Here is a 25,585-nt window from a genome sequence, read left to right as displayed (position 1 = left end):
GTTCCGCCCGCCGCACACTTGACCTCAACCTCCATCGAGGTTCTACGGTCGACGTCATGGCACTGCTCACCGACGTCGAACGCGACTACTTACAGACCGTCCGGCTGTGTCGGCTCTCCACCGTCACGCCGAACGGACAGCCGATGACGGTCCCGCTCGGCTTCCGACTCAATGCCGACGACACCATCGATATCGGCGGACCGGATCACGCGAACACCAAGCGCTTCCGCAACGTGCTCGCCAACCCGAAGGTCAGTCTTCTGTTCGATGATCTGACACCGGACAGGCCCGGAGAACTCGTGCCGGGGAAGGGCCGGGGCATCGAGATCCGTGGCATCGCCGAAACACTCACCGTCGACGTGCCGCCAGTGGTGCCCGAGTGGTTCTCCCACGACATCATCCGGATCCATCCACGCAGGGTGCACAGCTGGCATATCGATCCGGCCGATCCCAAGGGCCGCGCACGCTCGGTCGCCTGAGGAGCAGCACAACGAAAGGGCCCGTTCGCCTTGGCGAACGGGCCCTTTCTGAGGTCACAGCGAAACTCAGGCGGTTTCGGTGATCGGGCGATCCACCCAGCTCATCAGACCACGCAGCTTGGCGCCGGTGACCTCGATCGGGTGCTCGGCGTTCTGCTTACGCAGCGCCTCGAGTTCCTTGTTGCCGCCCTCGACGTTGGCGACCAGACGCTTGACGAAGGTGCCGTCCTGGATGTCCTTGAGGATGTCCTGCATCCGCTTCTTGGTGTCGGCGTCGATGACCCGCGGGCCCGACAGGTAGCCACCGAACTCGGCGGTGTCGGAGACCGAGTAGTTCATCCGCGCGATGCCGCCCTCGTACATCAGGTCGACGATCAGCTTCAGCTCGTGCAGCACCTCGAAGTAGGCCATCTCCGGCGCGTAACCGGCCTCGACCATGACCTCGAAACCGGTCTTGACCAGTTCCTCGGTGCCACCGCAGAGCACGGCCTGCTCACCGAACAGGTCGGTCTCGGTCTCTTCCTTGAAGGTGGTCTTGATGACGCCCGCGCGGGTGCCGCCGATGCCCTTGGCGTAGGACAGCGCCAGCGCCTGGCCCTCACCCTTCGGGTCCTGGTCGACCGCGATGAGCGCCGGAACACCCTTGCCGTCGACGAACTGACGACGCACCAGGTGGCCGGGGCCCTTCGGCGCGACCATGCCGATGGTGACGTTCGCCGGGGGCTTGATCAGGCCGAAGTGGATGTTGAGGCCGTGGCCGAAGAACAGCGCGTCGCCATCCTTCAGGTTCGGCTCGATGTCGTTGGTGAAGATCGACGCCTGCGCGGTGTCGGGGGCGAGCACCATGATGACGTCGGCCCACTCGGAAACCTCGGCGGGGGTGCCGACGGTCAGTCCGGCCTCTTCGGCCTTCGGCCGCGACTTCGAGCCCTCGGCGAGGCCGACACGGACCTCGACGCCGGAATCGCGCAGGCTCAGCGAGTGCGCGTGGCCCTGGCTGCCGTAACCGATCACCGCGACCTTGCGGCCCTGGATGATCGACAGATCGGCATCGTCGTCGTAGAACATCTCGACTGCCACTGTTGGTTCCCTTCTCACTTGATAGGCGTTAGTAAAGATTTGTTTTCGGGGTAGCTCAGCGGGTCGCGGTGATCGACTTCGGACCGCGGCCGACGGCCACTACACCGGACTGCACGATCTCACGGATGCCGTACGGTTCCAGCATCCGCAGCAGCGCGTCGAGCTTGGACCGGGTTCCGGTCGCTTCGACGGTGAGCGCGTCCGGGGACACGTCGATGACCTTCGCCCGGAAGAGCGTAACGGCCTCGATCACCTGGGTGCGCACACTGGCGTCCGCGCGCACCTTCACCAGGATCAATTCGCGTGCCACCGACGCGTCGGCGTCCTGCTCGACGATCTTGATGACGTTCACCAGCTTGTTGAGCTGCTTGGTGACCTGCTCGAGTGGCAGGTCCTCGACGGTGACGACGATGGTCATCCGGGAGATCTCCGGAACCTCGGTGCCACCGACCGCCAGCGATTCGATATTGAAACCGCGGCGAGAGAACAGACTCGCCACGCGCGCCAGCACGCCCGGTTTGTCCTCGACGAGGACACTGAGGGTGTGGGTGCTGCTCATTCGTTGGTCCCCTCGCTGGTCGATGCGGTGGCGTCGGTCGTACCGGCCTTACTCCGGTCATGGGACAGCGCCTCATGGATGACGGCGGGCTCGGCGGCCGACTCGTCCTCGTCGAACAGCGGCCGGATGCCGCGCGCGGCCATGATCTCGTCGTTGCTGGTGCCCGCGGCGACCATCGGCCACACCTGGGCGTCCTTACCGACGATGAAGTCGATGACCACCGGGCGGTCGTTGATCGACTGCGCCTCCCGGATCGCGGCCTCGACGTCTTCTTCCTTCTCCACCCGGATGCCGTGGCAGCCGAGGGCTTCGGCGAGTTTGACGAAGTCGGGGATGCGCAGGGTGTGCGTACCGAGATCGGTGTTGGAGTAGCGCTGTTCGTAGAACAGGGTCTGCCACTGGCGGACCATGCCGAGGTTGCCGTTGTTGATCAGCGCGACCTTGATCGGCACGCCCTCCACCGCGCAGGTCGCCAGCTCCTGGTTGGTCATCTGGAAGCAGCCGTCACCGTCGACCGCCCAGACCTCTTTGTCCGGTGCGCCCATCTTGGCGCCCATGGCGGCAGGCACGGCGTAGCCCATGGTGCCGAGGCCACCGGAGTTCAGCCAGGTGCGCGGCTTCTCGTACTTGACGAACTGGGCGGCCCACATCTGGTGCTGGCCGACGCCGGCACAGTAGATCGCGTCCGGTCCGGCGAGGCGGCCGAGTGCGTCGATGACGAACTCCGGCGACAACGAACCGTCGCTCGGCGCACTCCAGCCCAGCGGGTAGCCGTCGCGGATGCCGTCGAGGTAGGTCCACCATTCGGTCAGCTCGAACGGCATGGTCTGGGCCGGATCGGACTTCAGGGTCTCGATCAGCTCGATGATCACCTCACGGCAGTCACCGACGATCGGGACGTCGGCGTGCCGGTTCTTACCGATCTCGGCGGGGTCGATATCGGCGTGGATGACCTTGGCGCCGGGCGCGAAGGAGTCCAGCTGACCGGTCACCCGATCGTCGAAACGGGCACCGAGAGTGATCAGCAGATCCGACTTCTGCAGCGCCGCCACCGCCGCCACCGAACCGTGCATACCGGGCATGCCGCAGTGCAGGCGATGGCTGTCGGGGAACGCGCCGCGCGCCATCAGCGTGGTCACCACGGGGATGCCGGTCAGTTCGGCGAGCTCGAGCAGTTCGGCGGAGGCGTCGGCCTTGATCACACCGCCACCGACGTAGAGCACCGGCGACTTGGCCTCGGCGATCAGCCGCGCGGCCTCACGCACCTGCTTGCCGTGCGGCTTGGTCACCGGGCGGTAGCCGGGCAGCCGCATCTCCGGCGGCCAGCTGAAGGTGGTCTGCGCCTGCAGCACGTCCTTGGGGATGTCGACCAGAACCGCGCCCGGACGACCACTGGCCGCCAGGTAGAACGCCTCCGCGATCATGCGCGGGATGTCGTGGCCGTCGGTGATCAGGAAGTTGTGCTTGGTGATCGGCATGGTGATGCCGGAGATGTCGGCTTCCTGGAACGCGTCGGTGCCGATGAGCCCGCGGCCGACCTGGCCGGTGATCGCGACGATCGGCACCGAGTCCATTTGGGCGTCGGCAATCGGGGTGACCAGGTTGGTCGCACCGGGACCAGAGGTCGCCATGCACACGCCGACCTTGCCGGTGGCCTGGGCGTACCCGGTGGCGGCGTGGCCCGCGCCCTGCTCGTGGCGCACCAGAACGTGGCGCACCCGGGTGGAATCGAACAGCGGGTCGTAGACGGGCAGGATGGCCCCGCCGGGAATACCGAATACGGTGTCGACGCCGAGCTCCTCGAGCGAGCGGACGACCGACTGCGCGCCGGTGACCCGCTCGGGCGGGAGCTGGCGGCGGTTGGCCGTGTTCGTCGCGGGAGTGCCGGCAGCTGCCGGCTGGTTCGCCGAAGGCGCAGGCCTGCGGGCCGAGGGCCCGGGCCGGGCGGTTGGTGCGCTCACCGTCTTGGTTCCTTACCTCTTGTCGTTATGACCCCGGGCGAGCCGCGAGTGGCGGTGCCTGCCCGTCCGGACAGCGGTCATGGTCCGAACACAAAAAAGCCCCCGACAGCACATGGCTGTTCGAGGGTGGCGCGTCGCAGTGCGAGCTGACGTATCAGGTAGTCGGGCTCAACGCTGGACGCGCCGGCCGAGTACGAGCAACTCGTTTCGATTCACGCGCATGACGGTATTTGTGCGTGAGGTGAAGAGTCAAACTGCCGGCCTACGCCGTCCCATTATGTGGGACGACAGTGGGTGCTCGAGTCCGTCCACCATGATGCGAGGATGGTGGTGTGTCATCACCGCATCAGTCCGTGCCACCGGCTAAATCGTCCCACACGTCCGACACGACGACGGATACGGGTGGTCAGGCGACCGGGGGCGCGCCGGCGCGTGTCATCCGCATCACACGGCTGAACTTCATCGGCGTCCTGGTGCTGATGCTGTGCGTGTTCTTCCCGTTCGTCGGCTGGCCCGCCGCACTCTGGTGGCTGTTCGCCCTCCCGATCGCGGTATCGGTATGGATCCTGCGCACCCAGACCACGGTCTCGGGCGCCGGACTCGACTTGCGGACGGCCTTCGGATCCCGCCACATCGACTGGGCGCAGGTGCGCGGTATCCGTATTCCCAAGCGTGGCTATGTCCGAGTTCACCTCGACGACGACAGCGAGGCCAAACTACCGGCGGTAACCTACGACAGGTTGCGCGAATTGGTGGACGCTTCGGGTGGACGTATCCCCGACCCGTTCGCCGGACCCGCGCAACCTGCCGGCTCGGACGATGCCACCACCGATGGCACGACCGAAAGCCCGACCACCGAGCCCCCCTCGGGCGCCGACTCGACCACGGGCGGCGACTCGACCACGGGCGGCGGCGACACCCCGACGCCAAGCGAGGCCGATACCGCGGCCGCACGCGATACCGACACCACACCGGGTAGCTGATTCACCACCCGCGACCGGCACACAGCCCGTGCCTGCCGCGGGCGTAACGTGGACAAGCGCCGAGCCGCGCATCGGCCGGACCGCCGGGCAACCCGGCCGGACCGCCGAATCGCTCAGCGTTGTCGCACATCAGCCCCCGCGACCCGACCGAGGACACCCATGCCACCGCTTCGTTCACGAACCACCACCATCGGCCGCAATGCCGCGGGCGCGCGCGCCCTGTGGCGGGCCACCGGTATGACCGACACCGATTTCGGCAAGCCGATCGTGGCCATCGCCAACTCCTACACCCAATTCGTGCCAGGGCACGTGCACCTGAAAGATGTCGGCGAGATCGTCGCCGACGCCGTGCGCGCCGCGGGTGGCGTGCCCCGTGAGTTCCACACCATCGCCGTCGATGACGGCATCGCGATGGGCCACGGCGGCATGCTGTACTCGCTGCCGAGCCGCGAGATCATCGCCGACTCGGTGGAGTACATGGCCAACGCGCATACCGCCGACGCGCTGGTGTGCATCTCCAACTGCGACAAGATCACCCCGGGAATGCTCAATGCCGCCATGCGGCTCAACATTCCGGCGGTGTTCGTCTCCGGCGGTCCGATGGAGGCCGGTAAAGCCGTCGTCGTCGGCGGTGTCGCGCAGGCACCGACCGATCTCGTCACGGCGATCTCGGCCAGCGCCAACTCCGCCGTCAGCGACGAAGGGCTCGACGAGGTCGAACGCAGCGCCTGCCCGACCTGTGGTTCCTGCTCCGGCATGTTCACCGCGAACTCGATGAACTGCCTCACCGAGGCCCTCGGACTCGCGTTGCCCGGCAACGGTTCCACCCTCGCCACCCACGCCGCGCGCCGCGCCCTGTTCGAGCGGGCTGGCACGGTCATCGTCGATATCGCGAACCGCTGGTACCGCGAGGACGACGCGTCGGTGCTGCCGCGCAATGTCGCCAACGCCAAGGCCTTCCGCAACGCGATGGCATTGGATGTCGCGATGGGCGGCTCCACCAACACCGTGCTGCACATCCTCGCCGCCGCACAGGAGGGTGAGATCGACTTCGATCTGCACACCATCGAGGAGATCAGCCGCCGGGTGCCGACTCTGTCGAAGGTCGCGCCGAACTCCGACTACCACATGGAAGACGTGCACCGCGCCGGCGGCATCCCCGCCCTGCTCGGCGAGCTGCGCCGCGCCGGTCTGCTGGAAACCGACGTCACCACGGTGCACACCTCGAGCTTCGACGAATGGCTCGACTCCTGGGACATCCGTTCCGGCAAGGCCTCCGACGAGGCGGTCGAGCTGTTCCACGCCGCACCGGGCGGGGTCCGCACCACCGAGCCGTTCTCCACCGAGAACCGCTGGTCGTCGCTGGACACCGATGCCGAGGGCGGCTGCATCCGCGATCTCGAGCACGCCTACACCGAGGAGGGCGGCCTGGTCGTCCTGCGCGGCAATATCGCCCCCGACGGCGCGATCCTCAAGACCGCGGGCATCGACGAGGAGCTGTTCACCTTCCAGGGTCCGGCCGTGGTGGTCGAATCCCAGGAGGAAGCCGTGTCGGTGATCCTCGGCAAGAAGATCAAGCCCGGCGATGTGATCGTCGTCCGCTATGAGGGCCCCGCCGGTGGTCCCGGTATGCAGGAGATGCTGCACCCCACCGCATTCCTCAAGGGCGCAGGCCTCGGCAAGGAGTGCGCGCTCATCACCGATGGCCGGTTCTCCGGCGGTACTTCGGGCCTGTCCATCGGCCATATCTCCCCCGAAGCGGCCAGCGGCGGCGCCATCGGACTGGTGGAGGACGGCGATCAGGTCCGCATCGACGTCACCAGCCGCACCCTCGAACTGCTCGTCGACGACGCCGTGCTCGCCGAGCGCCGCGCCAAGATGGACGCGCGGGAGAATCCGTGGCAGCCGGTGGCGCGGGAACGTCCGGTGACGACCGCGCTGCGGGCGTACGCGGCCATGGCGACCTCGGCCGACAAGGGCGCCGTACGCTACGTGAAGTAACGACGAGACGAGAGCGGCGCCCCTCTCAACTACGCGGGGCGCCGCTCTTCGCGTTTCGGAACGCCGCACCTGATGTCACGAGAATCCGGGCAACTCACCGGGTACGCCCGAAACCGATCCCGCTACGTCGCCGCCGGCCAGCGACGGCAGGCCTGCGGCGCCCACGACCGGCAAGAATCGCGGAGAGGCGGAACAGCTCAGTCGAAGGGGCCGACGCCGACCAACGGGTTGCCGCCGTGTAGGTACCACCACGCACCAGCGGCAGCGGCAATGGCGAGAAGCAGCACCACGAACGAGCCCCACGCAGGCCGAGTGGCCCAGCCGCGGTTGCGGTCGAGCGCCCAGCGGCCCGGGCCGGTGAGGATGATGACCGCGGCCGTACCGGCGAGAATTGTCTCGAGCTCCACCGCACCGGGCCCCATCGTGTACTGGAAGTCGCGGTGCATGCCCTGCTTCAAGGCCCACGCGTCGAGGATGACGGCCAGCACCGCACCGGCGGCCAGCGGGGTGGCCAGACCGAGGATCAGCAGGATGCCGCCGCCGACCTCACCGGCGATGAGCATCGCCGCCGACAGTGACGGATGGTCCCAGCCGCCCTTCTCCATCATCTCGCGGGTGCCATCAATACCGGGGCCGTCGAACCAGCCGGCGAGCTTCTGCATGCCGTGGTAGAGGAATGTGCCGCCGACGACGAGCCGCAGCAGGAACAGACCGAGATCGAGGGTGCCGCGCCTGTTCTCACCGTTGCGGCGGCGGACCCGGTTGGTGGCCGCGCCAGCGGGCGGTGCGGCAGCGGGCGGAATGCTCGCGTAGGCGTAGGTGGCGTCCGGGTCGGAGCTCTTCGCATCCGGGTCGGAGCTCTTCGCAGTCGCGGCGCCGGAGCTGGGTGCGTCGACGTCGGGGTCCAGCCCTAACTCCTCGTCGGTACGCGGGATCTGCTTGGTCATCTTCGGACGTTCGTCGCCCACCGCGGGGAACTCGCCGGTCGGTGAATCGTAGGGGCTGCCGACGCCGCCCTCCGACGTTGACACCGCCCGCTGCTCCGCCGTGCTCGCGGCGGATTCAGGCTCGTCTTTCGACTTGTCACTCACCCTGTCAGCCTAAGCCGCGCGGGCCCGGCGGTTAACCCTCTCGCGCGACGGCGTGTTCGATTGACGTGTTTCGGCCACACCCCGTGTGCACCCGCGACAGGCGCGCGGGCGGAGGTTTCCGTTACGTTTGGGGTATGAAGTCGGTTGGCGCGAGGCGCTTGGTGGTGGGGGTGGTGCTCGGCTCGATGCTGCTGGGAGGCTGCGCGCGGTTCGACGACTCCGCGTCCAGTCCGTTCACGCCGGAGCCGACACTGCACGGGGCCAATATCGACCCGAAGAAGCCCGGCCAGCCACCGACCTCGACCACCCGGCCGAGCGGGCCGTGCATCGACCCCGACCCGGCGGTCGTCGCCACCTGCTTGGACACCACCGGCGGGTTGATCTCCCTCGGCGGTTCGGCACTGGTCACCGAACGCCGAACAGGGCGCATCATGCAGGTGGTGCCCGAGCAGCCGCCGGTGGAGATCGCGCAGATCGACGTGGACGGTTCCGGCGACGGCGGGCTCACCGACCTCGCCCTGTCCCCCACCTACGGTGAGGACGGCCTGCTCTACGCCTACATCACCACCCCGAGCGACAATCGGGTGGTCCGTATCGCGCAGGGCGGCGGCCCGCCGAAGCCGGTACTGACCGGAATTCCGAAGGGCGCCACCGGCAATCGCGGCGCTATCGAGTTCACCGCACCGGATCGGATGCTGGTGCTGACCGGCGATGCGGGTGATCCGGGCGCGGCCGCGGCGCAGTCGTCGCTGGCGGGCAAGCTGCTGCGGGTGAATTCACCCAGCGCGAATGGTTCGGCGACACCCGAGGTGGTGATCTCCGGTATCGGCACCGCGGGCGATATCTGCCTCGACAGCACCAACGGCGTCTGGATCACCGACCGCACTCCCGCCGAGGATCGGCTACAACGGCTGGCACCCGACGGCGCGATCACCACGGCCTGGACCTGGCCCGATCGGCCCGGCGTCGCAGGATGCACGGCCGCTGCCGACGGTGTGGCGATCTCGCTGACCGGCGCGAAGGCGTTGGCGCTGGCCGTCACCGACCCGGATACCCACGCGGTCACCGCAGCCCCCACGCTCGTCGCCCAGGACAAGTACGGCCAACTCAGCGGCGCGGCCTCCGGTGGTGACGGCACCATTTGGGTGTCGACGGTCAACAAGAACGAGGGCGGCACGCCGGGTCCGTTCGATGACCGCGTGGTTCGTATTCCGCCGCCTGCCGCTGGTGGAGGCGGGCCGGACTGATCCGGGCGCCAATCCGATCGCGGCGCGAATGCGTCGTGATCGGATATCGGTGGCTATGGCTGTACAGAACACAACTCCCGCCCGTGCATCGCACGAGCGGGAGTTGTGGCGTTTCTGGACCCGTCAGGCGCCGCAGGCAGCCAGCACCAGTTCCCGGACGCGGGCGGCATCCGCCTGGCCGCGGGTGGCCTTCATGACATCGCCGACGATCTTGCCCGCCGCCTGCACCTTGCCGGAGCGGATTTTGTCGGCGATATCGGGATTGGCGGCCAGTGCCTTGTCGACCTCGGCCTGCAGGGCGCCCTCATCGCTGACCATGCCGAGGCCCTTGCTCTCCACGATCTGCGCGGGATCACCCTCGCCGGCGAGGACGAAATCGACGACCTGCTTGGCGACCTTGTTATTCACCGTCTTGGCCTCGACAAGTTTGATCACCTCGGCCACCTGCGCGGGCGTGATCGGCAGATCCTCCAGCGCGACCTCGCGCTCCTTGGCCTTCTCGGTGAGATAGGCGACCCACCAGGAACGCGCCTCGTTGGCCGGTGCGCCCGCATCGACGGTGGCGATGATCAGATCGAGCGCGCCCGCGTTCACCAGGTCGCGCATCACCTCATCCGACAGACCCCAGTCGGACTGGATCCGGGCCCGGCGCAGCCACGGGTACTCGGGGATCGTGGTGCGCAACTGCTCGACCCACTCGGCGTCCGGGGCGACCGGGCGCAGATCGGGCTCGGGGAAGTAGCGGTAGTCCTCGGCGGTCTCCTTGCGGCGACCGGGCGAGGTGGAGCCGTCGGCCTCATGGAAATGCCTGGTCTCCTGAACGATCGAACCACCGGAAGCCAGCACGGCGGCCTGGCGGCGCATCTCGTACCGCACCGCGACCTCGACGCTGCGCAGTGAGTTGACGTTCTTGGTTTCGGTGCGGGTACCGAATTCGGTGGCCCCCACCGGCATGAGCGAGACGTTGGCATCGCAGCGCAGCGACCCCTGCTCCATCTTGACGTCGGAGACCTCGAGCGACTTCAGCAGATCGCGCAGCGCCGTGACATAGGCGCGCGCCACCTCCGGCGCCCGCTCCCCCGCACCGGTGATCGGCTTGGTGACGATCTCGATGAGCGGCACACCGGCACGGTTGTAGTCGAGCAGCGAATGGCTGGCACCGTGGATACGACCGGTGGCACCACCGACATGCACCGACTTACCGGTGTCCTCCTCCATATGCGCACGTTCGATGTCGACGCGGAAGATGCTGCCGTCGTCGAGCACCACATCGAGGTGCCCCTCGGTCGCGATGGGCTCGTCGTACTGGCTGATCTGATAGTTCTTCGGCTGGTCCGGGTAGAAGTAGTTCTTGCGCGCGAACCGGCCCCATGGGGTGATCGAACAGTTCAGGGCCAGACCGATGCGGATGGCCGATTCGACCGCCGACTCGTTGACCACCGGCAGCGACCCGGGCAGGCCGAGACATACCGGGCACACCTGGGTATTCGGTTCGGCGCCGAACTCGGTGGGGCACCCGCAGAACATCTTGGTCGCGGTGGACAGCTCGACGTGAACCTCCATGCCCAGCACCGGCTCGTACCTGGTCACGACATCGGCGTAATCCATCAGCTCGACGGTAGGTGCGCTCATGGCGAACAGTCTATGTAAGGGCCGTGCATGCTTGTGCCGACGGTCCGCGGCACGGACGCCGGGCTGTTACTTCGTCGGTACCCGCTGGGTCAGCCAGGCCTCGACGAAGTCGAGCACCTCGGGCGAGACCGTGGTCTCGATCGTCGAATATTCGCTGGGCGATCCGGTTCCGGCCGGCTGCATCAGGTGGTTGAGCTCGGGGAAGGTGTGCACGGTGGCGTCGGGATTGCCTGCGAGCAGATCGCGCATGGGCTGCTCGTTCTGGCTTGGCAGTACCTGCAGATCCTTGCTGCCGAAGAAGGCGAGCACCGGGACCCGGAGCGCCGACAGGGCGGGCGCGGGGTCGTAGGTCATGAACGACGTCATCGACGGGGTCAGCAAGCCGTCGATCTGCTCTTCGGTCATGCGCTGGTCTTCCGGCAGCGTCTGGTTGTGGGTGCGCGCCACCTCGCGGGCACCGTCGAGATCACCGGCACGCATCGCAGTGGTCAGGTCGGTGATGTAGGCGACCTGCGCATCGGTTTCCTCCGGTGACGCACCGTTCGCCTCGAACAGTGCACGGTTCTGTTCGATCAGCACATCGCCGCCGGGGACCGACGGGCCTGCCATCAGGATCGCGAAGGCGGGGTCGCTGCCGGGCTTGGTGGCGACAAGCGGCGCCAGATAGCCGCCCTCGCTGTGCCCGAACAGGCCGATGCGGGCCGGGTCGATATCGGCGCGGGTGCGCAGGTAGTCCATCCCCGCGACAGCATCGCCTGCCAGGTCGTCGTAGGTGGCGTCCTCGAGCGTGCCGGAGGTACCGCCGACACCGCGATCATCGGTGCGGAGAACGGCGTAACCGGCTCGGGTCAGCGTGTCCGAGATCAGCAGGAACGGCTTGTGCCCGAACAGTTCTTCGTTGCGATCCTGCGGTCCACTACCGGTGAGCATCACCACCGCGGGGAACGGGCCGTCACCTGCGGGTTTCGTGAGCGTTCCCGCGATGGTGATGTCGCCGCTGGTGTAGCCGACATCCTCGGACACGTACGGGAACGGCGGTTTCGGCTCCTGCGGGCGCGCCGCGGGGGCGATCGGGCCCGGCTGCATGACCAGCTTGAATGTCTGGCCGGACTGGGTGAAGTCGCCGGTGATCTGGGACGCGCCCGCGTCGTAGGTGCCGTGGAACTTCGGATCGCCCGGTATGTCGGGAATGGTGAATTCCACCCGATCCGGTTCCGCGGTGACATCTTTGAGCTGGACATCAGCGGCGCCCTGGGACGGGATGTCGATGGTCGCACTGTCGGCGGATTCGAAGTTCACGCCGATCTCGAGTGGCTGACCCGGCACGTCGATCTTGCCGTGCCAGTCACCGCGCACCGGGTTCTCGGTGCCTGCGCCGGAATCGGACCCGTCGTCCGAGCACCCGGCCACCACCATTGCGGCCACTACCGACAGCACCAGTACCGCCACTCGTCGCGCACGCATGACGATCACAGTACTGCGCGCGGCCGTCGATGCGGGTCAGCCGAAGAAAGCCTCTGCCTCTTGGTATCGCTCGGCGGGCACCCGCTTGAGCTGTTTGGTCGCCTCCGACAGCGGTACCAGGCCGATCTCGGTGCCGCGCAGGGCGACCATCTGTCCGAAGTGCCCGGCGTGCACCGCCTCCGCGGCGTGCAGGCCGAAGCGGGTGGCCAGCACCCGGTCGTAGGGGGTGGGGCTGCCGCCCCGCTGGACGTGGCCGAGCACCGTCGTGCGGACTTCCTTGCCGATCCGGCGCTCGATCTCCGCACCGAGCTGCTGGGCGACACCGGTGAAGCGCTCGTGGCCGAATTCGTCGATACCGCCCTCACGCAGGGTGAAGCCGGAATCGGGCGCGGGATGCGAGCCTTCGGCGACGACGCAGATGAAATGCTTGTCGCCGCGCTGGAAGCGGCGCTTGATCATCGCGCACACCTCTTGCACATCGAACGGAACCTCGGGCACCAGTGTCAGATGCGCGCCCGACGCCATACCGGCGTGGATGGCGATCCAGCCCGCGTGTCGCCCCATGACCTCGATCAGCATGACCCGCTGATGCGATTCCGCGGTGGTGTGCAGGCGGTCGATGGCCTCGGTGGCGATGGCGAGCGCGGTGTCGTGGCCGAATGTGACGTCGGTGCAGTCGATGTCGTTGTCGATGGTTTTGGGCACGCCGACAACGGGCACACCTTCATCGGACAGCCAGCTGGCCGCGGTGAGCGTCCCCTCGCCGCCGATCGGTATGAGCGCCTCGATGCCGTTGTCGTCGAGGGTCTGCTGGATCCGGCCCAGCCCCTCGCGCAGCACGTCGGGGTTGGTGCGGGCGGTACCGAGCATGGTGCCGCCCTTGTTGAGCAGGCGGTCGGTACGGTCGTCGTTTTGGATCTGGATCTTGCGATCCTCGAGTAGGCCGCGCCAGCCATCCTGGAAGCCGACGATCGCGTCACCGTAACGCCCGTTCGCGGTGCGTACGACGGCGCGGATCACAGCATTCAGCCCTGGGCAGTCTCCGCCTCCGGTCAAGACTCCGATGCGCATGGCCGCTATCTTGCCTCGCATTCGGGTCCGATGGAGCCCCGCCCCCGTGAACGGTGGGTAACAGTGACCAAGCGACTCAGGCTGTGGTGGATCTTGGCCCGAGCCGGGCCCCTGCGTGGTTACGCTCCGCTGCCGTCTCCGGGCCCTGACGACTCAGGCCGCACACTGACCGCCGCTGAGTTCGCCGAGATGCTGCGAGATCAACGTGGCCATCTTATTGAGCGTGCTCATCCCGTCCGAGAAATTGCCCGACGCGGGCTCGGCGGCCAAGGCGACGGCAATCTGCCCGCCGGGCGCGGGGACCAGGCCGAATTGCCTGACCAGGTAGGCGCCTTCGGAGTCGGGCCCCCAACCACCCTTGAAATCGACGGTCTCGAAGACCGAGCCGAGTCCCCACTGGTGATTCGGAATGATCTGGCCCATCAAGGACACCACGTCCGCCGATTCCGCCAGGCACGGCAGTCGGGAGGCGAAGCGCACCTGATCGGCCAGCGCCCATTCGGACTGGCCGAAGGCCGAGAATTCGGCTCGGGCCTTGATGGCGGGAACGGTGGTGGTGGCGTCGCCGCCTTCACGCAACACCGCCTGCACCGCCTGGGCCGCCTCCTGCGGGCTGCCCAGCGACTGCCACAGCGCGTCGGCGGCGGAATTGTCGGAGGCGGTGATCGCCGCGGTCGTCGAATACGACGGGCTGCCCTGGCTCTTGCGTAGTGCGGCGATGGCCAGCGGGACCTTCATCGTCGACCAGGCCGGACCGGTGGTCCAGTCACCGAAGGTCACCACTCTCTGCCCGCCGACCGGCATGATCGCCAATCCCAGCCGTCCCTGCTGGTTCTTCGTCAGTTCGGCGATATCGGCGGCCAGTGTCCCGGGAACGGTGATCGACAGGCCTTCGTGCTCGGCCTTGGCCGCGGCCTCGGTAACGCTCGGCATCGCCGGTGCGCCGGGCTCGGATTCGCTCCCGCAGGAGACCACGAGTAGCGCCGTCAGCACGGCGACGAACAGGGCCGCCTTCCGTCGCAGCGTCGGGAAGCGCCCCGCTTGTTCAGTTGACATGTTTCGACACATTCTGGTTGCGATCTCCCCCCGGTCTCGGTGTCGGTGCAGCATCCGGAAACCGTACTTGTTGGGCGCCCGGTTCGCCTCTTGCGTTGCTGCGGTGACGTCCCCGGGGCGCCGAGAATACCCGATCGCGCGCGCCCGAACCCGGTTACGCACAACAGATCTCGTCGCCACACGTTCTGGACGTTTGACCGAGAAAGTCGCACGCCGGCGACATCAGGACACAGCCGGGCGGGTCGACAGCCGGACCTCACCCGGCTCCGCGGATCCGGAGCCCGCGCGCTACGTCAGTACACGTAGACCACGGCGTTATCACCACCGGTGCACGTGACCAGTCCGTTCTGCCCCAAGCAGTTCATGGTGTACGTCCGTCCGGTGATCGGGCTGGCGGCGACCACGGACACGGGCGCGCCGCCCGGCCCACTCGCAGCCTCGGCGTAGGCCGTACGCACCTCTTCAGCGAACTCACAACTGGTCACAGCCGTGCCCGATGCCGCGTTGGCGAAGGGGGTCGCCAGCGGCGGCGCCGCGCCGCACGGGCGGGCGCCCGGCGGCAACGCGACCGGAGTCGGTGCTGTCGAGGTGGTCGTCGTCCTCGTCCCGGTCGCGGCACTCGTGCGCGGACTCGCGGAAGTCGTGGCGGAACCGGAAGAGTGGGCGGCGGTCTTTGTCGAATCGCCGGATTCGAACATCTGCCAGCCGACTACCGCGCCGACGGCGATGATCGCCACCGACAGCACGCCGATCAGGATGGGCATCGCGACCGAACGGCGGCGCCCCTGCGTGGCATAGGGGTCGCGGGCGTAGGGGTCCTGGGCGTACGGATCGGGTTGGTAGCCGGCAGAGCCGCCCGGCGGATACCCGGCGGGCGGGGACTCGGCGTAACCGCCCTGATCGGCTGCGTAATCGTTGCCGTAGCCACCGCGCGGATCCGGTGCCGCGCCGTATCCGGAAGCGGGTTCGCCGTACGGATCGGGCGGGGGTGCACCGTAACCGGCGGGCTGCGGGTGGCCGGGTGACGAGGAGTAACCGGGCGAGGCACCAGGGGGTGGCGGATCCGCGGGCGCGCCGTAGATCCGGGTCGCTTGATCGGCGGGATAGCCGCCGGCCGACCCCGTGCCGGATCCTCGATCGTTGCCGTCCGGTCGACCACCGAATCCGCCGGCACCGTAGAACCGTGTCTCCTGGTCCGCTGGGTACGCGCCGCCGTCGCGGCCGGGTTGTCCCCCTCCGGTCGGCGCGGATTCGGCGGCACCGTAGACGCGGGTCGTCTCGCTGGGCGGGTACAAGGCCGAGCCCGAGTAGTCGTCTGCGTCGGGTCGCGCGGCCGGGTCCACCGCGGGATGCAACTGCGCGCCCTCGTACAGGTGCGCATCCGGGAAGGTGCGCACCTGCGGTACCGGACCGGTACCCGACGCGCCCCGGGGCCGGACCGGAATTTCCTGGGTGGGGAGGGTGAACTGGGTTTCGGTCAGGCTGACCTCGGTGGGTCCGCTCGGGCGGATGACGGGCAAGGACAGCTCGCCGGTCGACTCCGGCGTCACCGCGCTCATCTCGCCGGTCCGCGACGGATCCGGCGGGCGCACCACCAATCGCGCGAACCCACCGGTCGCGGGCGCCGAACCGGGCGCGGCCGAACCAGCGGCCGCAGATCCGGCCGCCGCGGGGAGCGCGGCCCGCGCGGCGCGTGCCAGTTCCGCCGCCGTCGGATACCGGTCCTTCGGGTCCTTTGCCATCCCACGCGCGATCACCGCGTCCAAGGCAGCGGGGATACCGGTGCGCTGCACACTCGGGCGCGGCGGTGGTTCGGCCAGATGGGAGCGGATCAGCACGCTCATACTCGCCGCGGGGAACGGTGACGCGCCCGTGAGGCATTCGTGCAGCACACAGGCGAGGGAGTAGATATCGGCGCGTCCGGTCACCGGGCCGATATCGAAGCGCTCCGGCGCCATATAGGTGTAGGAGCCGATGGCGACACCGACCATGGTGATGGCGCTGTCACCCTCGGTGTGGGCGATACCGAAATCGGCGAGATAGGCGAAGTCCGCCTCGGTGACCAGGATGTTGGCCGGTTTGACGTCGCGGTGCACGAGCCCGTCGGCATGCGCGGCGTCCAGGGCCGCGGCGATCTGCTCGATGATCGAGACCGCGCGGTGCGGGTTCAGGGCACCGCTGGTCCGCAGGATGGTGCGCAGGTCGGAGCCTGGCACCAGCCGCATATCGATGAACAGCCGGCCGTCGATCACGCCCCAGTCGTGGATCGGGATAATATGCGGTTCGGCCAGCCGCGCTGCCGTCTGCGATTCACGCCGGAACCGGACCTGATACTCCGGATCCTGGGCCAGCTCGTCGGAGAGCAGCTTGACCGCGACTACCCGGTCTTTGACCGTGTCGTAGGCCTCGTAGACCTCACCCATACCCCCCTTGCCCAGCAACGACCGCAACTCGTACGGTCCGAACCGTTTTCCCACTTCGGACCCAGGTGCCACCACCGGTGTCAATCCTCCACTCCCGGGCGGTGGTCGCTGTCGCCTCCGACCGCGCGGCCGGAAACCGGAACCTGCCCGTCAAACAGTGGATTGTCCTGGTGAGACCACCCCGTGGTCAAACGCGAACACGATCGCGGCAGCCCGATCACGCAGATCCAGCTTGCCGAATATATGTCCGACATGGCTTTTCACGGTGACCTCGGAGATGCCGAGTTCACGAGCTATTTCCGCGTTGACCCGGCCGCGGCCGATCAGCTCGAGCACCTCGTACTCGCGGGCGGTCAGCTCGGCGAGCCTGGCATCCGACGGCGCCGCGGGGCGCACCGTGCGGTAGGCCGACAGCACCCGGCCGGTGACCGCCGGATCGAGCCAGGCTCCACCGGTGGCCACCGTACGCACGGCACGGATGAGATCTTCGGCCGGGGAGTCCTTGAGGATGAAGCCGGCCGCGCCCGCGCGCAGTGCACCCGAGAGCAACTGATCATCGTCGAAGGTGGTCAGCACCAGCACCGGGGGTGCGTCGGGACGGGCGCGCACCAGCCGGGTGGCGTCGATACCGCCGACCCGTTTCATCCGCAGATCCATCAGGATCACGTCGGGCCGCCCGGCAGCGAGTGCGGACACCACCTCGTCGCCGTCGGCGCATTCGGTGATGACGAATCCGTCCCTGCGGCGCAGGATCCGGCGCAATCCGCCGCGGACCAACTCCTGGTCGTCGACCACGAGCACCGCCGTCGTGGTCTCCGTTGCCGCAGAGGTCACCTGTTCTCCTGACTTGTCGCACCAGGGCCGAACGCCACATCACGCCCGGGCCGGCCGGGCCGCTCCATCCGGACCGGAAGTCCGGCGGCCAGCCATTCGCACATCACACCGTGCCGAGTGGGGGTGTGCGGGAATCGCACCTCAACCGACCAGCCGTCACCGTCAGGGCCTGCGGTCATGCGGCCACCGAGCATTTCGGCCCGCTGTCGCATACCGGTCAGGCCCATTCCCGCGCCAACCCGTGCGAGCGAACGTTCGGGCAGGGTGTTGGCGACCAGCATGGTGACCGTGGCCGGGTCGACCGTCAGGTGGAATCGCACCGTCGCGCCGGGGGCGTGCTTGGCGACATTGGCCAACGACTCCTGTCCGATGCGGTAGAGGGCAAGCCCCACGGCCGCGGAGACCGCGTCGAGGTCGCCGGTTATCTCGGCATCGATCGGCAGCCCGGCCCGCGCGAAATCCTCGACCAACGCGCCGATGTCCTCGGCGCTCGGTTCTGCCAGGTGCTTGGTCGGCCCGGCGTCAAGCAGGCCGACGGTGCGCCGGATATCGGCCATTGCCTGCCTGCCGAGGCGTTCGGCGTCGGTCAGCGCGTCGACCGCCTCGTCGACATCGCGATCGGTTTGCAGGGAGTGCCGCGCGGCGGTGAGATGGAGCAACGTGACGCTGAGCGAATGCGCGATGACATCGTGCACCTCGCGCGCGATCCGCCGACGCTCCTCGGCGGCTGCCTGTGCGGCACGGATGCCCTGGTATTCGCGTTCCTGATAGAGGAATCGGCGCTGCGATTGCAGCATCACACCGACCATCCAGCCCAGCAGGATACCGAGCGAGTACATGGGCAATCCCTCGAGCGGCTGCGGGTTCGCGTCCCACCCCACCCGGCCGAAGAGGTCGAAGGCGACCAGCAGACCGATCGCGAGCGCGGCGTACAGCGCACTCATCCGTTTCGACGAGATCGCCGCGACCTCCCCGACCGAGATGACGAGCACGAACGGCGCGATATCGGTGGGCACGGGTTGGATGAGATACAGCGCGGTCGCGACCATCGCGGTGCTGCCCAATTGCATCGGGGACGGAACGATACCGAGGAAAGCGAACAGCGGCAGCGGTTTGAACAGCAGCAGCAGCGCCAGTAGTGGCAGCACAGAGGGGAAGTACTCGTGGCGCTGTACACACGCGGCAATACCGATGGCCAAGAAGGCCACATCGGAACTGATGACCACCGCGGGCGGATAGTCGTAGGGCAGCTCGTCCAGGTTGCGGCGGAATACCGCCCGCGGACTGCGCACGAACGCCACGATCCGGTCGCGGACGCGTCCGCTCTCCCGGAACGGCGTCACCGGGCCGGCATAGCCCGGCGGGGGTGTGACGCTGCTCGCACTCATCCTGTCAGGATATTCGCCCGGCCACCGCCGGTACATCGTCCCGGAAACGGTCCTCGGCTCCGCCCACGGTAGGAGACAGATTCTCGTCTCTGGCACGACGACAACGACGACGCCGCGTTTGTAGCGTGAAATCCACGCTCTCGAGTGGCGTGGATCGACCCCACACCGGACCACCGAAGGCCCAGCTCACGAAAGGCCAGAAGCCATGACCTGGGAAGACCATCACACCCGCACCGACATCATGCACACCGTGCTCGCACGCGCTGCGGCCGACCCGAGCCGCCCCGATCTGTTCGACGGCCTGCCCGACCTCGACCGCCTCTTCGGCGGCCCGGCCGGACTGCTGCTGGCTTTGCGCAACCGGTGGAATCTCCACCTCGAGACAAAGCTGGACGGGGCCTTCGACCGAGGTCAGTCCCCACTCGAGGCGTACCTCGAGCTGTGCACGGAGCAGCCCGAACTGCATGCACTGCTCGAGGCACCGAGTCGACGCCACCCGAGCGCGCCCGCGGCGATGGCACGGTAGCGTCGCACCGGCCGATCCCGGATGTGCGATGAGAAGTCGCACGTACCCAACGGAATACACGCTAGAGAGAGGGCGGGGAACGCGATGACGCAACCAGCCGTGCTGGAACTGTCGAACGTCAACAAGGAGTATCTCGTCGGTGACCAGGTGGTACGTGCCCTCGACGGGATCAGCCTGAATATCGCCGCGGGCGAGTTCACCTCGATCATCGGGCCCTCCGGCTCGGGCAAGAGCACTCTGCTGCATCTGCTCGGCGCACTCGACAGCCCCGATTCCGGCTCGATCCGCTTCCAGGGCGAAGAGATCGGCAGCCTCGGCGAAGAGCGTCAGTCCGAGTTCCGCAGGCATCGCGTGGGTTTCGTGTTCCAGTTCTTCAACCTGCTACCGACGCTGTCGGCCTGGGAGAACGTCGCCATCCCGAAGTTGCTCGACGGAACCGGACTGCGCAAGGCCAAGCCGCGCGCGCTGGAACTGCTGGAGCGGGTCGGCTTGTCGGAGCGGGCCGAGCATCGGCCCGCGGAGCTGTCCGGCGGTCAGATGCAGCGTGTGGCGGTGGCGCGGTCGCTGATCATGGATCCGCCACTGATCCTGGCCGACGAGCCCACCGGCAACCTCGATTCCAAGACCGGTGCCTCCATCCTCGAACTGCTCGGCGACGTCGCCGGTGCGGGCAACTCGGTGGTGATGGTGACCCACGATATGGGCGCGGTGCGCTACTGCGACCGGGTGATCACCCTGCGTGACGGCACAATCGGCTCCGACGAGCGCGCCGAGCGGACGGTCAACGCATGATCGGCGCCGCCTGGGATCGGCTACGGCTGTTCAATATCGGCGAGCTACTCGCCCACCGTGGCCGCACCTTGATGTCGCTGACGGTGATGGGAGTATCGGCAGGCTTGCTGGTGTCGGTGCTCAGCATCTCCGGTTCGGTGACCGGCTCGGTCGACCAGCTGACCCGCGGGCTCGGCGGCCACGCCGTCCTCGAGATCACCGGTGTCACCGACGCGGGCTTCGAGCAGGAGCTACTTGCACCGATCGCCACCACACCGGGTGTGGATCGGGCAGTGCCGATGATGCGCACGCAGATCGGTACCGGTGACGATCGGGCCATGCTGATCGGCTCCGACGCCTCGGTGGCCGCACTCGGTAGCGAACTCGCCGGTCCGATGAGCGCTCGAGCGGCCGAACTGCTCTCGGTCCCCAACGGTGTGCTTGTCGGCTCCGGAATCGGACGATCGGAAGGTGAGCGATTCCGGTTGGGATCGGTCGAGGTCACCGTCGCGGGCGTACTCGACGCCGAGACCTCCAGCAAGCTCAACTCCGGCCATATCGTGGCCGCGCCGCTGCCACTCGCGCAGAAGATCACCGATCGGGCCGGCCGGCTGGATTCGATCCAGATCCTCGCCGCGCCGAACACCGATATCGCTGCCCTCCGTGAGGCGTTGACCGACACGGTCGACGGCCGCGCGGTGGTCGCCGACCCCGGATTGCGCACCGCCCAGGCGGGCGGCGCGGTCATGATCGTGCGGTATTCGACGCTGATGGCCTCGGCAGCAGCATTGATCGTGTCGGCGTTCCTGATCTACAACGCCATGAGTATGGCCGTGGCGCAACGCAGACCCACCCTGTCGTTGCTGCGCGCCATCGGTGGCAAACGCGGCCCGATGGTCCGCGATCTGCTGGTCGAAGCGGCGCTGCTCGGGTTGTTCGGCGGGGCGGTCGGAGCCGTGGTCGGCATCTTCATGGGTCGGGTCTCGATCGAGCAGCTGCCCGCCGCCATCGTGCAATCGGTCGAGGCTCGCACGGAATACATGGTGCCCGGCTACGCCGTACCGCTGGCAATCGCAGCGTGCGTGCTGGCCAGTGTTGCGGCGGCGAGTATCGCCGCACGTCAGGTGTACAAGGTGCAGCCGATCGAGGCACTGGTGCCGATCGGCGTCGGGCGCAGCGATGCGGCTAGTCCGGTGTTGCGCTGGAGCGCCGCCGTTCTCGGCGTAGGGCTGGCCGTCGCGGCGGTGATCATCGCGCGGACCGATCTCGGACGCTACTCGTTGGCCGCCATCTCGATGTCGTTCGCCGCGTCGGTGGCGCTGTGTTTCGCCGCGACCGGTCCGATCGTGCGTGCTGCGGCAGTGGTGTCGCGCTGGTTCGGCGCACCCGGCGCACTGGGGGCGACCACGCTCGAGCGTGCGCCGCGCCGAGTGTGGGCGACGATGATGACGGTGATGATCGGCGTCGCGGCCACCGTCGCGATGGGTGGGGCATCGAGCAATATGGTCGACTCGGCGACAGCCTCATTCGATGATCTCGGCGATACCGACCTCTACGTGAGCCCGGTGTCGATGGAGCAGTTCCCGACCGGTCCGCTGCTGCCCGAAGGTCTGGTGGACAAGATCGCGGCGCTGCCCGAGGTCGACGAGGCTCGCGCCGGGCAGATGGCATTCGCGACCCTCGGCACGGGGCGGGTGATGTTGCAGGGCTATCCCTCCGATGTCGTCACCGAGGTACAGAGTTCGATCAGCCCGGACAGCGCCGCGCAGATGGGTTCCGGTGCGGGCGTTGTGCTCTCCCGGGACGTATCGCGCTCGCTGGGGGCCGACGTCGGTGACGAGTTGACACTGCCGACCCCGACCGGCGACCACACCGTGCGGGTGGTACAGGTGATCCCGTACTTCTCGGTCATCTCGGGCATCGTCGTAATGGACATTTCGCGACTGCACGAGTGGTACCAGCGGCCCGGAGAAACGATCATCGGTATCGCTTTGAAGCCGGGCGTGGATCCCGCGGCGGCCGAAGCCGCGATCCGGGAGCTGGCCGGGCCCGAGTTGAGTATCCAGACCGGCGAGGAAGCAGTGGCCGCGATCTCGGCCAGCTTGCGCCAGGGCACCTCGATGAGTAACGCCATCCTGTGGATCGTGGTGCTGGTAGCCACCGTCGCACTGCTGAACACCCTGATGCTGTCGGTGCTGGATCGCCGCCGGGAACTCGGTGTCCTGCGCGCTATGGGCACCGGACGGAAGTTCCTGCTGCGTTCGGTGCTGGCCGAAGCGGCAGGCATCGGTATCACGGGCGCCGCGATCGGTCTTGTCGTCGGCATCGTGGTTCAGTATCTGTCCACTACTGCCATCGGCCACGCCATGACCATCGACATCGTCTGGCAGCCGAGCCCGCTGCTGCTGGTCTACGGCACGATCGCCATGCTGCTGGCGTTGCTCGGCTCGATCCCGCCTGCGCTGCGCGCGGCGCGGATGCCGATCGTCGAGGCGCTGGCAGTCGACTGATTCGCTACGAACCCGGCCCGGTGCGCTGCATTGCGCATCGGGCCGGCTCTTCTGCGACGCCCATGTCGATGGATCGGGATCTCACGTCGTGGCGCGCCTACAGCGGTGCGTCGGCCCACCATTGCATGACCGCGTTCTCCCCGGACAGGCGGCCGAATTCGTCGGCGATCGGGCCCGTGTAGCCCACCGTGATCAGGGCATTGGCGCGGATGGGGTCACCGCCGCCGAAGCCGACGACCATGTGCGTGGTGGTGAGCGGACCGGGTGGTTCGGGCTCGATCCAGTGGTAGGCGGTATACGGTGCACCACTTTTCGCGCCGGTGCTGCGGGAACTCGGCGGGAGCTCGCCCAGCACGGCGCGCGCGTCGTCGGCGCTGTCGTACACCACGATCGTGTAGCTCATATGCGCGTCGGATTCGACCCGGCGCCGGCATTCCCACACCGTCTGCCAGGGCCGTGACGACAGCGCGTCGTCCTCGATTCGTACCTGATCGTCGGGTTCGTAGGCCGTGCACATCGCGCCCTGGTAGCCCTGCCCACTGTCCGCGGTGCCCTGCGGGAGCAGGCTCGGGAAGACGCGTCTGCTGCGCTCTACCGGATCTTCCTGCGGTGTGATGTCTTTCGCCGGGGTGAAGGTCGAGACCGCCGAATCCGATTCGCCGCCTTCGTCGTCGCCGCCGACGACGATCACCACGAGGGCGAGCACCAGCATGACCACGAGCAGGCCGGCAATCGAGAGGATCGCGATCAACACCGGGCTTGCGCCGCGCTTCACCGGAAAGCGTTGCCCGAGAACTTGGTTCGGCGGGTATTGCGGCGGGCCGCCGTAGCCCGGACCGCCGTTGGGCGCAGGCTGAGGCTGTCCGGACGGCGCGGCCATCGGTTGACCGCCTGGGACGGCTGGGCTCCCCGCCGGTGCGCCACCCCCGGGGCCCATCTGCGGCGGTTCGCCGGTGATGCGCAACGACGACCCACCCTGACCGGCGTGCTCGGTCTCGGTAGTCGGATGGTCGGCGGCCTCGTCGACGTCACGGGCACCAGCGTCGCCACCCGCACCGCCGCCTACGCCACCACCGACGGGATCGTTCGCGGTTGGTCCGCTGTCGGATCCGGGGCTCACCGTTTCGGGTCGCGCATCGGATGCACCCGCAGGACCGGCGCCCACCGACATCGCCCGCGGCCCGGAAGATTCCGCAGCCGACGCCGAATCAGCGTGTTGCCCGCCGCTTTCCACGGAAGAACCAACGCCGTCCTGCTGCCCCCTGGCATCAGATGGCTCGGGCGACACTGCGAACTCCGACCCGGCCGCGAGCACTGATCCCGCGCGATGTCCGTCCGGCACGACGACATCGGCCTCCCCATAGGTGTCCGCAGGCGGTTGCACGACGACAGGAGGCGGCACGACAGCTTCCGGGGGCGGCATCGAACCGGCCGGCGGGGCCGCGTAGGCGGCGGGCGCAGGCGCGGCGACCGGCTGGCCCGGATGTGCCGGCGGAATCACCGGCTGGGCCGGGTGCCCCGGCGGCACCGCCTGCGGATAATGCGGCATCGGCGCGTTGCCCGGTACTCCCCCGGCCTGCGGCACAGCCGGATATGCGGAGACGCCCGGCGCACCATAGGCCGCCGGTGGCGCGCCGCGGGCCGGGACCGGCTGATACCCCGGATTGCTCAGTGCGTGGCGCGCGGCCGCGGCGAACTCGGCGCAGGTGCCGAAACGGTGGGTTGGATGCTTGGCCATGGCCACTGCCAGCACCGCGTCGAGAGACGGTGACAGCCCGGGGCGTTTGACCGCGAGTGGTGGGGCCGCCAGTTGCAGGTTGCCGTGGATGATGTCGGCCGGGTTCGGCGAATCGAACGGCGCCATACCCGTGAGCAGCCAGTACAGCGTGCACGCCAGCGAATACTGGTCCGAGCGATGGTCGAGTGCTGAGCCCGTCATCTGCTCGGGCGAGGCGAAGGCGAGGGTCGCGGTGAACATACCCTGCTGGGTGAGCTGAGTGGTTTCCGCACGCAACCGGGCCAAGCCGAAATCGGTGAGGAACACCCGTTCGCCGTGCCCGGCGACGGAACGCGCGAGCAAGATGTTGGCGGGCTTCACATCACGGTGCAGTACGCCGATGCCGTGGGCGTAGTCCAGCGCATCGGCTACTCCCTCGATGATCTGCACCGCGCGCTCGGGCGGCAGGGTCACCGCATTCACCGATGACGCGTCGGCCCCATCGATGTACTGCATGCTGATCCACTGCTGGTCGGCCTCGGTACCGCGGTCGTAGACGGCGACGATGCTCGGGTGATCCAGCTGCGCGGCCAAATCGGCCTCGCGCTCGAAACGCGCGCGCACGGAGGCATCGGCGAACAGGTCCCGGTTCAGCAGCTTGAGCGCGGTCTGCTTGTCCAGCCGGGGATGACGGGCGAGGTAGACCGATCCCATACCCCCTTGGCCGAGCAGTCGCTCGATGGTGAACCCGGCGAAAACGTCACCGCTGTTGAGCAATGCGACCCCCTTCCG

At 67.9% G+C, this 25,585-nt stretch carries 18 protein-coding genes and 1 pseudogene; 7 read left to right on the top strand and 12 right to left on the bottom strand.

The window, feature by feature from the left end:
* The first annotated feature begins 56 nt into the window (after positions 1 to 56).
* Complete coding sequence (locus GV792_RS19255) at positions 57 to 479, top strand: PPOX class F420-dependent oxidoreductase (RefSeq protein WP_163825535.1); 423 nt, start codon at positions 57 to 59, stop codon at positions 477 to 479.
* Between the two features lie 66 nt (positions 480 to 545).
* On the opposite strand, the gene ilvC is transcribed toward GV792_RS19255, so the two are convergent.
* The 3 genes from ilvC to GV792_RS19240 form a co-directional block, all read right to left on the bottom strand.
* Positions 546 to 1,547: a ketol-acid reductoisomerase gene (gene ilvC / locus GV792_RS19250; RefSeq protein WP_175583098.1), complete on the bottom strand. Its 1,002-nt coding sequence runs from the start codon at positions 1,545 to 1,547 to the stop codon at positions 546 to 548.
* Positions 1,548 to 1,614: 67 nt separating this feature from the next.
* Entirely contained in the window at positions 1,615 to 2,118 is a 504-nt protein-coding gene (gene ilvN / locus GV792_RS19245) for an acetolactate synthase small subunit (RefSeq protein ID WP_163825533.1), read from the bottom strand.
* Positions 2,115 to 4,079, bottom strand: a complete 1,965-nt coding sequence (locus GV792_RS19240) for an acetolactate synthase large subunit (protein ID WP_163825532.1) — start codon at positions 4,077 to 4,079, stop codon at positions 2,115 to 2,117. The genes ilvN and GV792_RS19240 overlap by 4 nt, the downstream gene beginning before the upstream one ends.
* Positions 4,080 to 4,411: 332 nt before the next feature.
* Between GV792_RS19240 and GV792_RS19235 the strand changes: the two genes are divergently transcribed.
* Complete coding sequence (locus GV792_RS19235) at positions 4,412 to 5,062, top strand: PH domain-containing protein (protein ID WP_309139128.1); 651 nt, start codon at positions 4,412 to 4,414, stop codon at positions 5,060 to 5,062.
* Between the two features lie 159 nt (positions 5,063 to 5,221).
* Positions 5,222 to 7,063, top strand: a complete 1,842-nt coding sequence (gene ilvD, locus GV792_RS19230) for a dihydroxy-acid dehydratase (protein ID WP_163825531.1) — start codon at positions 5,222 to 5,224, stop codon at positions 7,061 to 7,063.
* A gap of 197 nt (positions 7,064 to 7,260) precedes the next feature.
* Here the strand turns inward: ilvD and GV792_RS19225 are convergent, their stop codons facing one another.
* A complete protein-coding gene (locus GV792_RS19225) occupies positions 7,261 to 8,154 on the bottom strand; it encodes a DoxX family protein (RefSeq protein WP_163825530.1) in 894 nt (297 codons plus the stop codon).
* Between the two features lie 134 nt (positions 8,155 to 8,288).
* Between GV792_RS19225 and GV792_RS19220 the strand changes: the two genes are divergently transcribed.
* Positions 8,289 to 9,401, top strand: coding sequence for a PQQ-dependent sugar dehydrogenase (locus tag GV792_RS19220; RefSeq protein WP_163825529.1), 1,113 nt, complete (start codon positions 8,289 to 8,291; stop codon positions 9,399 to 9,401).
* A gap of 123 nt (positions 9,402 to 9,524) precedes the next feature.
* Here GV792_RS19220 and gatB read toward each other — a convergent pair whose 3' ends face one another.
* From gatB to GV792_RS19180, 7 genes and pseudogenes are all read right to left on the bottom strand, one after another.
* Positions 9,525 to 11,033, bottom strand: coding sequence for an Asp-tRNA(Asn)/Glu-tRNA(Gln) amidotransferase subunit GatB (gene gatB / locus GV792_RS19215; RefSeq protein ID WP_163825528.1), 1,509 nt, complete (start codon positions 11,031 to 11,033; stop codon positions 9,525 to 9,527).
* Positions 11,034 to 11,099: 66 nt separating this feature from the next.
* The gene (locus GV792_RS19210) at positions 11,100 to 12,497 is read right to left on the bottom strand and encodes an alpha/beta hydrolase family protein (RefSeq protein WP_175583095.1); all 1,398 of its coding nucleotides are present in this window, start codon (positions 12,495 to 12,497) and stop codon (positions 11,100 to 11,102) included.
* A gap of 36 nt (positions 12,498 to 12,533) precedes the next feature.
* A complete protein-coding gene (locus GV792_RS19205) occupies positions 12,534 to 13,568 on the bottom strand; it encodes an ATP-dependent 6-phosphofructokinase (protein WP_163825527.1) in 1,035 nt (344 codons plus the stop codon).
* A gap of 153 nt (positions 13,569 to 13,721) precedes the next feature.
* Positions 13,722 to 14,624, bottom strand: coding sequence for a hypothetical protein (locus GV792_RS19200; protein ID WP_256670607.1), 903 nt, complete (start codon positions 14,622 to 14,624; stop codon positions 13,722 to 13,724).
* A gap of 1,646 nt (positions 14,625 to 16,270) precedes the next feature.
* Positions 16,271 to 17,119, bottom strand: a pseudogene (locus GV792_RS30460) (serine/threonine-protein kinase); the annotation flags it as partial.
* Positions 17,120 to 17,197: 78 nt separating this feature from the next.
* Positions 17,198 to 17,848, bottom strand: a complete 651-nt coding sequence (locus tag GV792_RS19185) for a response regulator (protein ID WP_163825550.1) — start codon at positions 17,846 to 17,848, stop codon at positions 17,198 to 17,200.
* Positions 17,849 to 17,877: 29 nt separating this feature from the next.
* Complete coding sequence (locus GV792_RS19180; protein ID WP_163825525.1) at positions 17,878 to 19,269, bottom strand: sensor histidine kinase; 1,392 nt, start codon at positions 19,267 to 19,269, stop codon at positions 17,878 to 17,880.
* Between the two features lie 205 nt (positions 19,270 to 19,474).
* Here GV792_RS19180 and GV792_RS19175 point away from each other — a divergent pair, with 205 nt between their 5' ends.
* The 3 genes from GV792_RS19175 (at position 19,475) to GV792_RS19165 (ending at position 23,076) form a co-directional block, all read left to right on the top strand.
* On the top strand, positions 19,475 to 19,795 hold the full coding sequence (locus GV792_RS19175) for a hypothetical protein (RefSeq protein ID WP_163825524.1): 321 nt from the start codon (positions 19,475 to 19,477) through the stop codon (positions 19,793 to 19,795).
* A gap of 84 nt (positions 19,796 to 19,879) precedes the next feature.
* Positions 19,880 to 20,587 (top strand): ABC transporter ATP-binding protein, encoded by a 708-nt coding sequence (locus GV792_RS19170; RefSeq protein WP_163825523.1) that lies wholly within the window; start codon positions 19,880 to 19,882, stop codon positions 20,585 to 20,587.
* The gene (locus GV792_RS19165) at positions 20,584 to 23,076 is read left to right on the top strand and encodes an FtsX-like permease family protein (RefSeq protein WP_163825522.1); all 2,493 of its coding nucleotides are present in this window, start codon (positions 20,584 to 20,586) and stop codon (positions 23,074 to 23,076) included. The genes GV792_RS19170 and GV792_RS19165 overlap by 4 nt, the downstream gene beginning before the upstream one ends.
* Positions 23,077 to 23,173: 97 nt before the next feature.
* Here GV792_RS19165 and GV792_RS19160 read toward each other — a convergent pair whose 3' ends face one another.
* On the bottom strand, positions 23,174 to 25,570 hold the full coding sequence (locus GV792_RS19160; protein ID WP_163825521.1) for a serine/threonine-protein kinase: 2,397 nt from the start codon (positions 25,568 to 25,570) through the stop codon (positions 23,174 to 23,176).
* Positions 25,571 to 25,585: the final 15 nt, after the last annotated feature.

The organism is Nocardia cyriacigeorgica, from assembly GCF_010868145.1.
Classification (GTDB): Bacteria; Actinomycetota; Actinomycetes; order Mycobacteriales; family Mycobacteriaceae; genus Nocardia; species Nocardia cyriacigeorgica_D.
This window is presented reverse-complemented; position numbering and strand designations above follow the sequence as displayed.

Bases quoted from the DNA above. Each gene is read 5' to 3' on its own strand.
- GV792_RS19180 (WP_163825525.1), bottom strand. From the start codon at position 19,269: ATGAGTGCGAGCAGCGTCACACCCCCGCCGGGCTATGCCGGCCCGGTG.
- GV792_RS19220 (WP_163825529.1), top strand. From the start codon at position 8,289: ATGAAGTCGGTTGGCGCGAGGCGCTTGGTGGTGGGGGTGGTGCTCGGC.
- GV792_RS19175 (WP_163825524.1), top strand. From the start codon at position 19,475: ATGACCTGGGAAGACCATCACACCCGCACCGACATCATGCACACCGTG.
- ilvN (WP_163825533.1), bottom strand. From the start codon at position 2,118: ATGAGCAGCACCCACACCCTCAGTGTCCTCGTCGAGGACAAACCGGGC.
- GV792_RS19165 (WP_163825522.1), top strand. From the start codon at position 20,584: ATGATCGGCGCCGCCTGGGATCGGCTACGGCTGTTCAATATCGGCGAG.
- ilvD (WP_163825531.1), top strand. From the start codon at position 5,222: ATGCCACCGCTTCGTTCACGAACCACCACCATCGGCCGCAATGCCGCG.
- gatB (WP_163825528.1), bottom strand. From the start codon at position 11,033: ATGAGCGCACCTACCGTCGAGCTGATGGATTACGCCGATGTCGTGACC.
- GV792_RS19210 (WP_175583095.1), bottom strand. From the start codon at position 12,497: ATGCGTGCGCGACGAGTGGCGGTACTGGTGCTGTCGGTAGTGGCCGCA.
- GV792_RS19200 (WP_256670607.1), bottom strand. From the start codon at position 14,624: ATGTCAACTGAACAAGCGGGGCGCTTCCCGACGCTGCGACGGAAGGCG.
- ilvC (WP_175583098.1), bottom strand. From the start codon at position 1,547: ATGTTCTACGACGACGATGCCGATCTGTCGATCATCCAGGGCCGCAAG.
- GV792_RS19205 (WP_163825527.1), bottom strand. From the start codon at position 13,568: ATGCGCATCGGAGTCTTGACCGGAGGCGGAGACTGCCCAGGGCTGAAT.
- GV792_RS19255 (WP_163825535.1), top strand. From the start codon at position 57: ATGGCACTGCTCACCGACGTCGAACGCGACTACTTACAGACCGTCCGG.
- GV792_RS19170 (WP_163825523.1), top strand. From the start codon at position 19,880: ATGACGCAACCAGCCGTGCTGGAACTGTCGAACGTCAACAAGGAGTAT.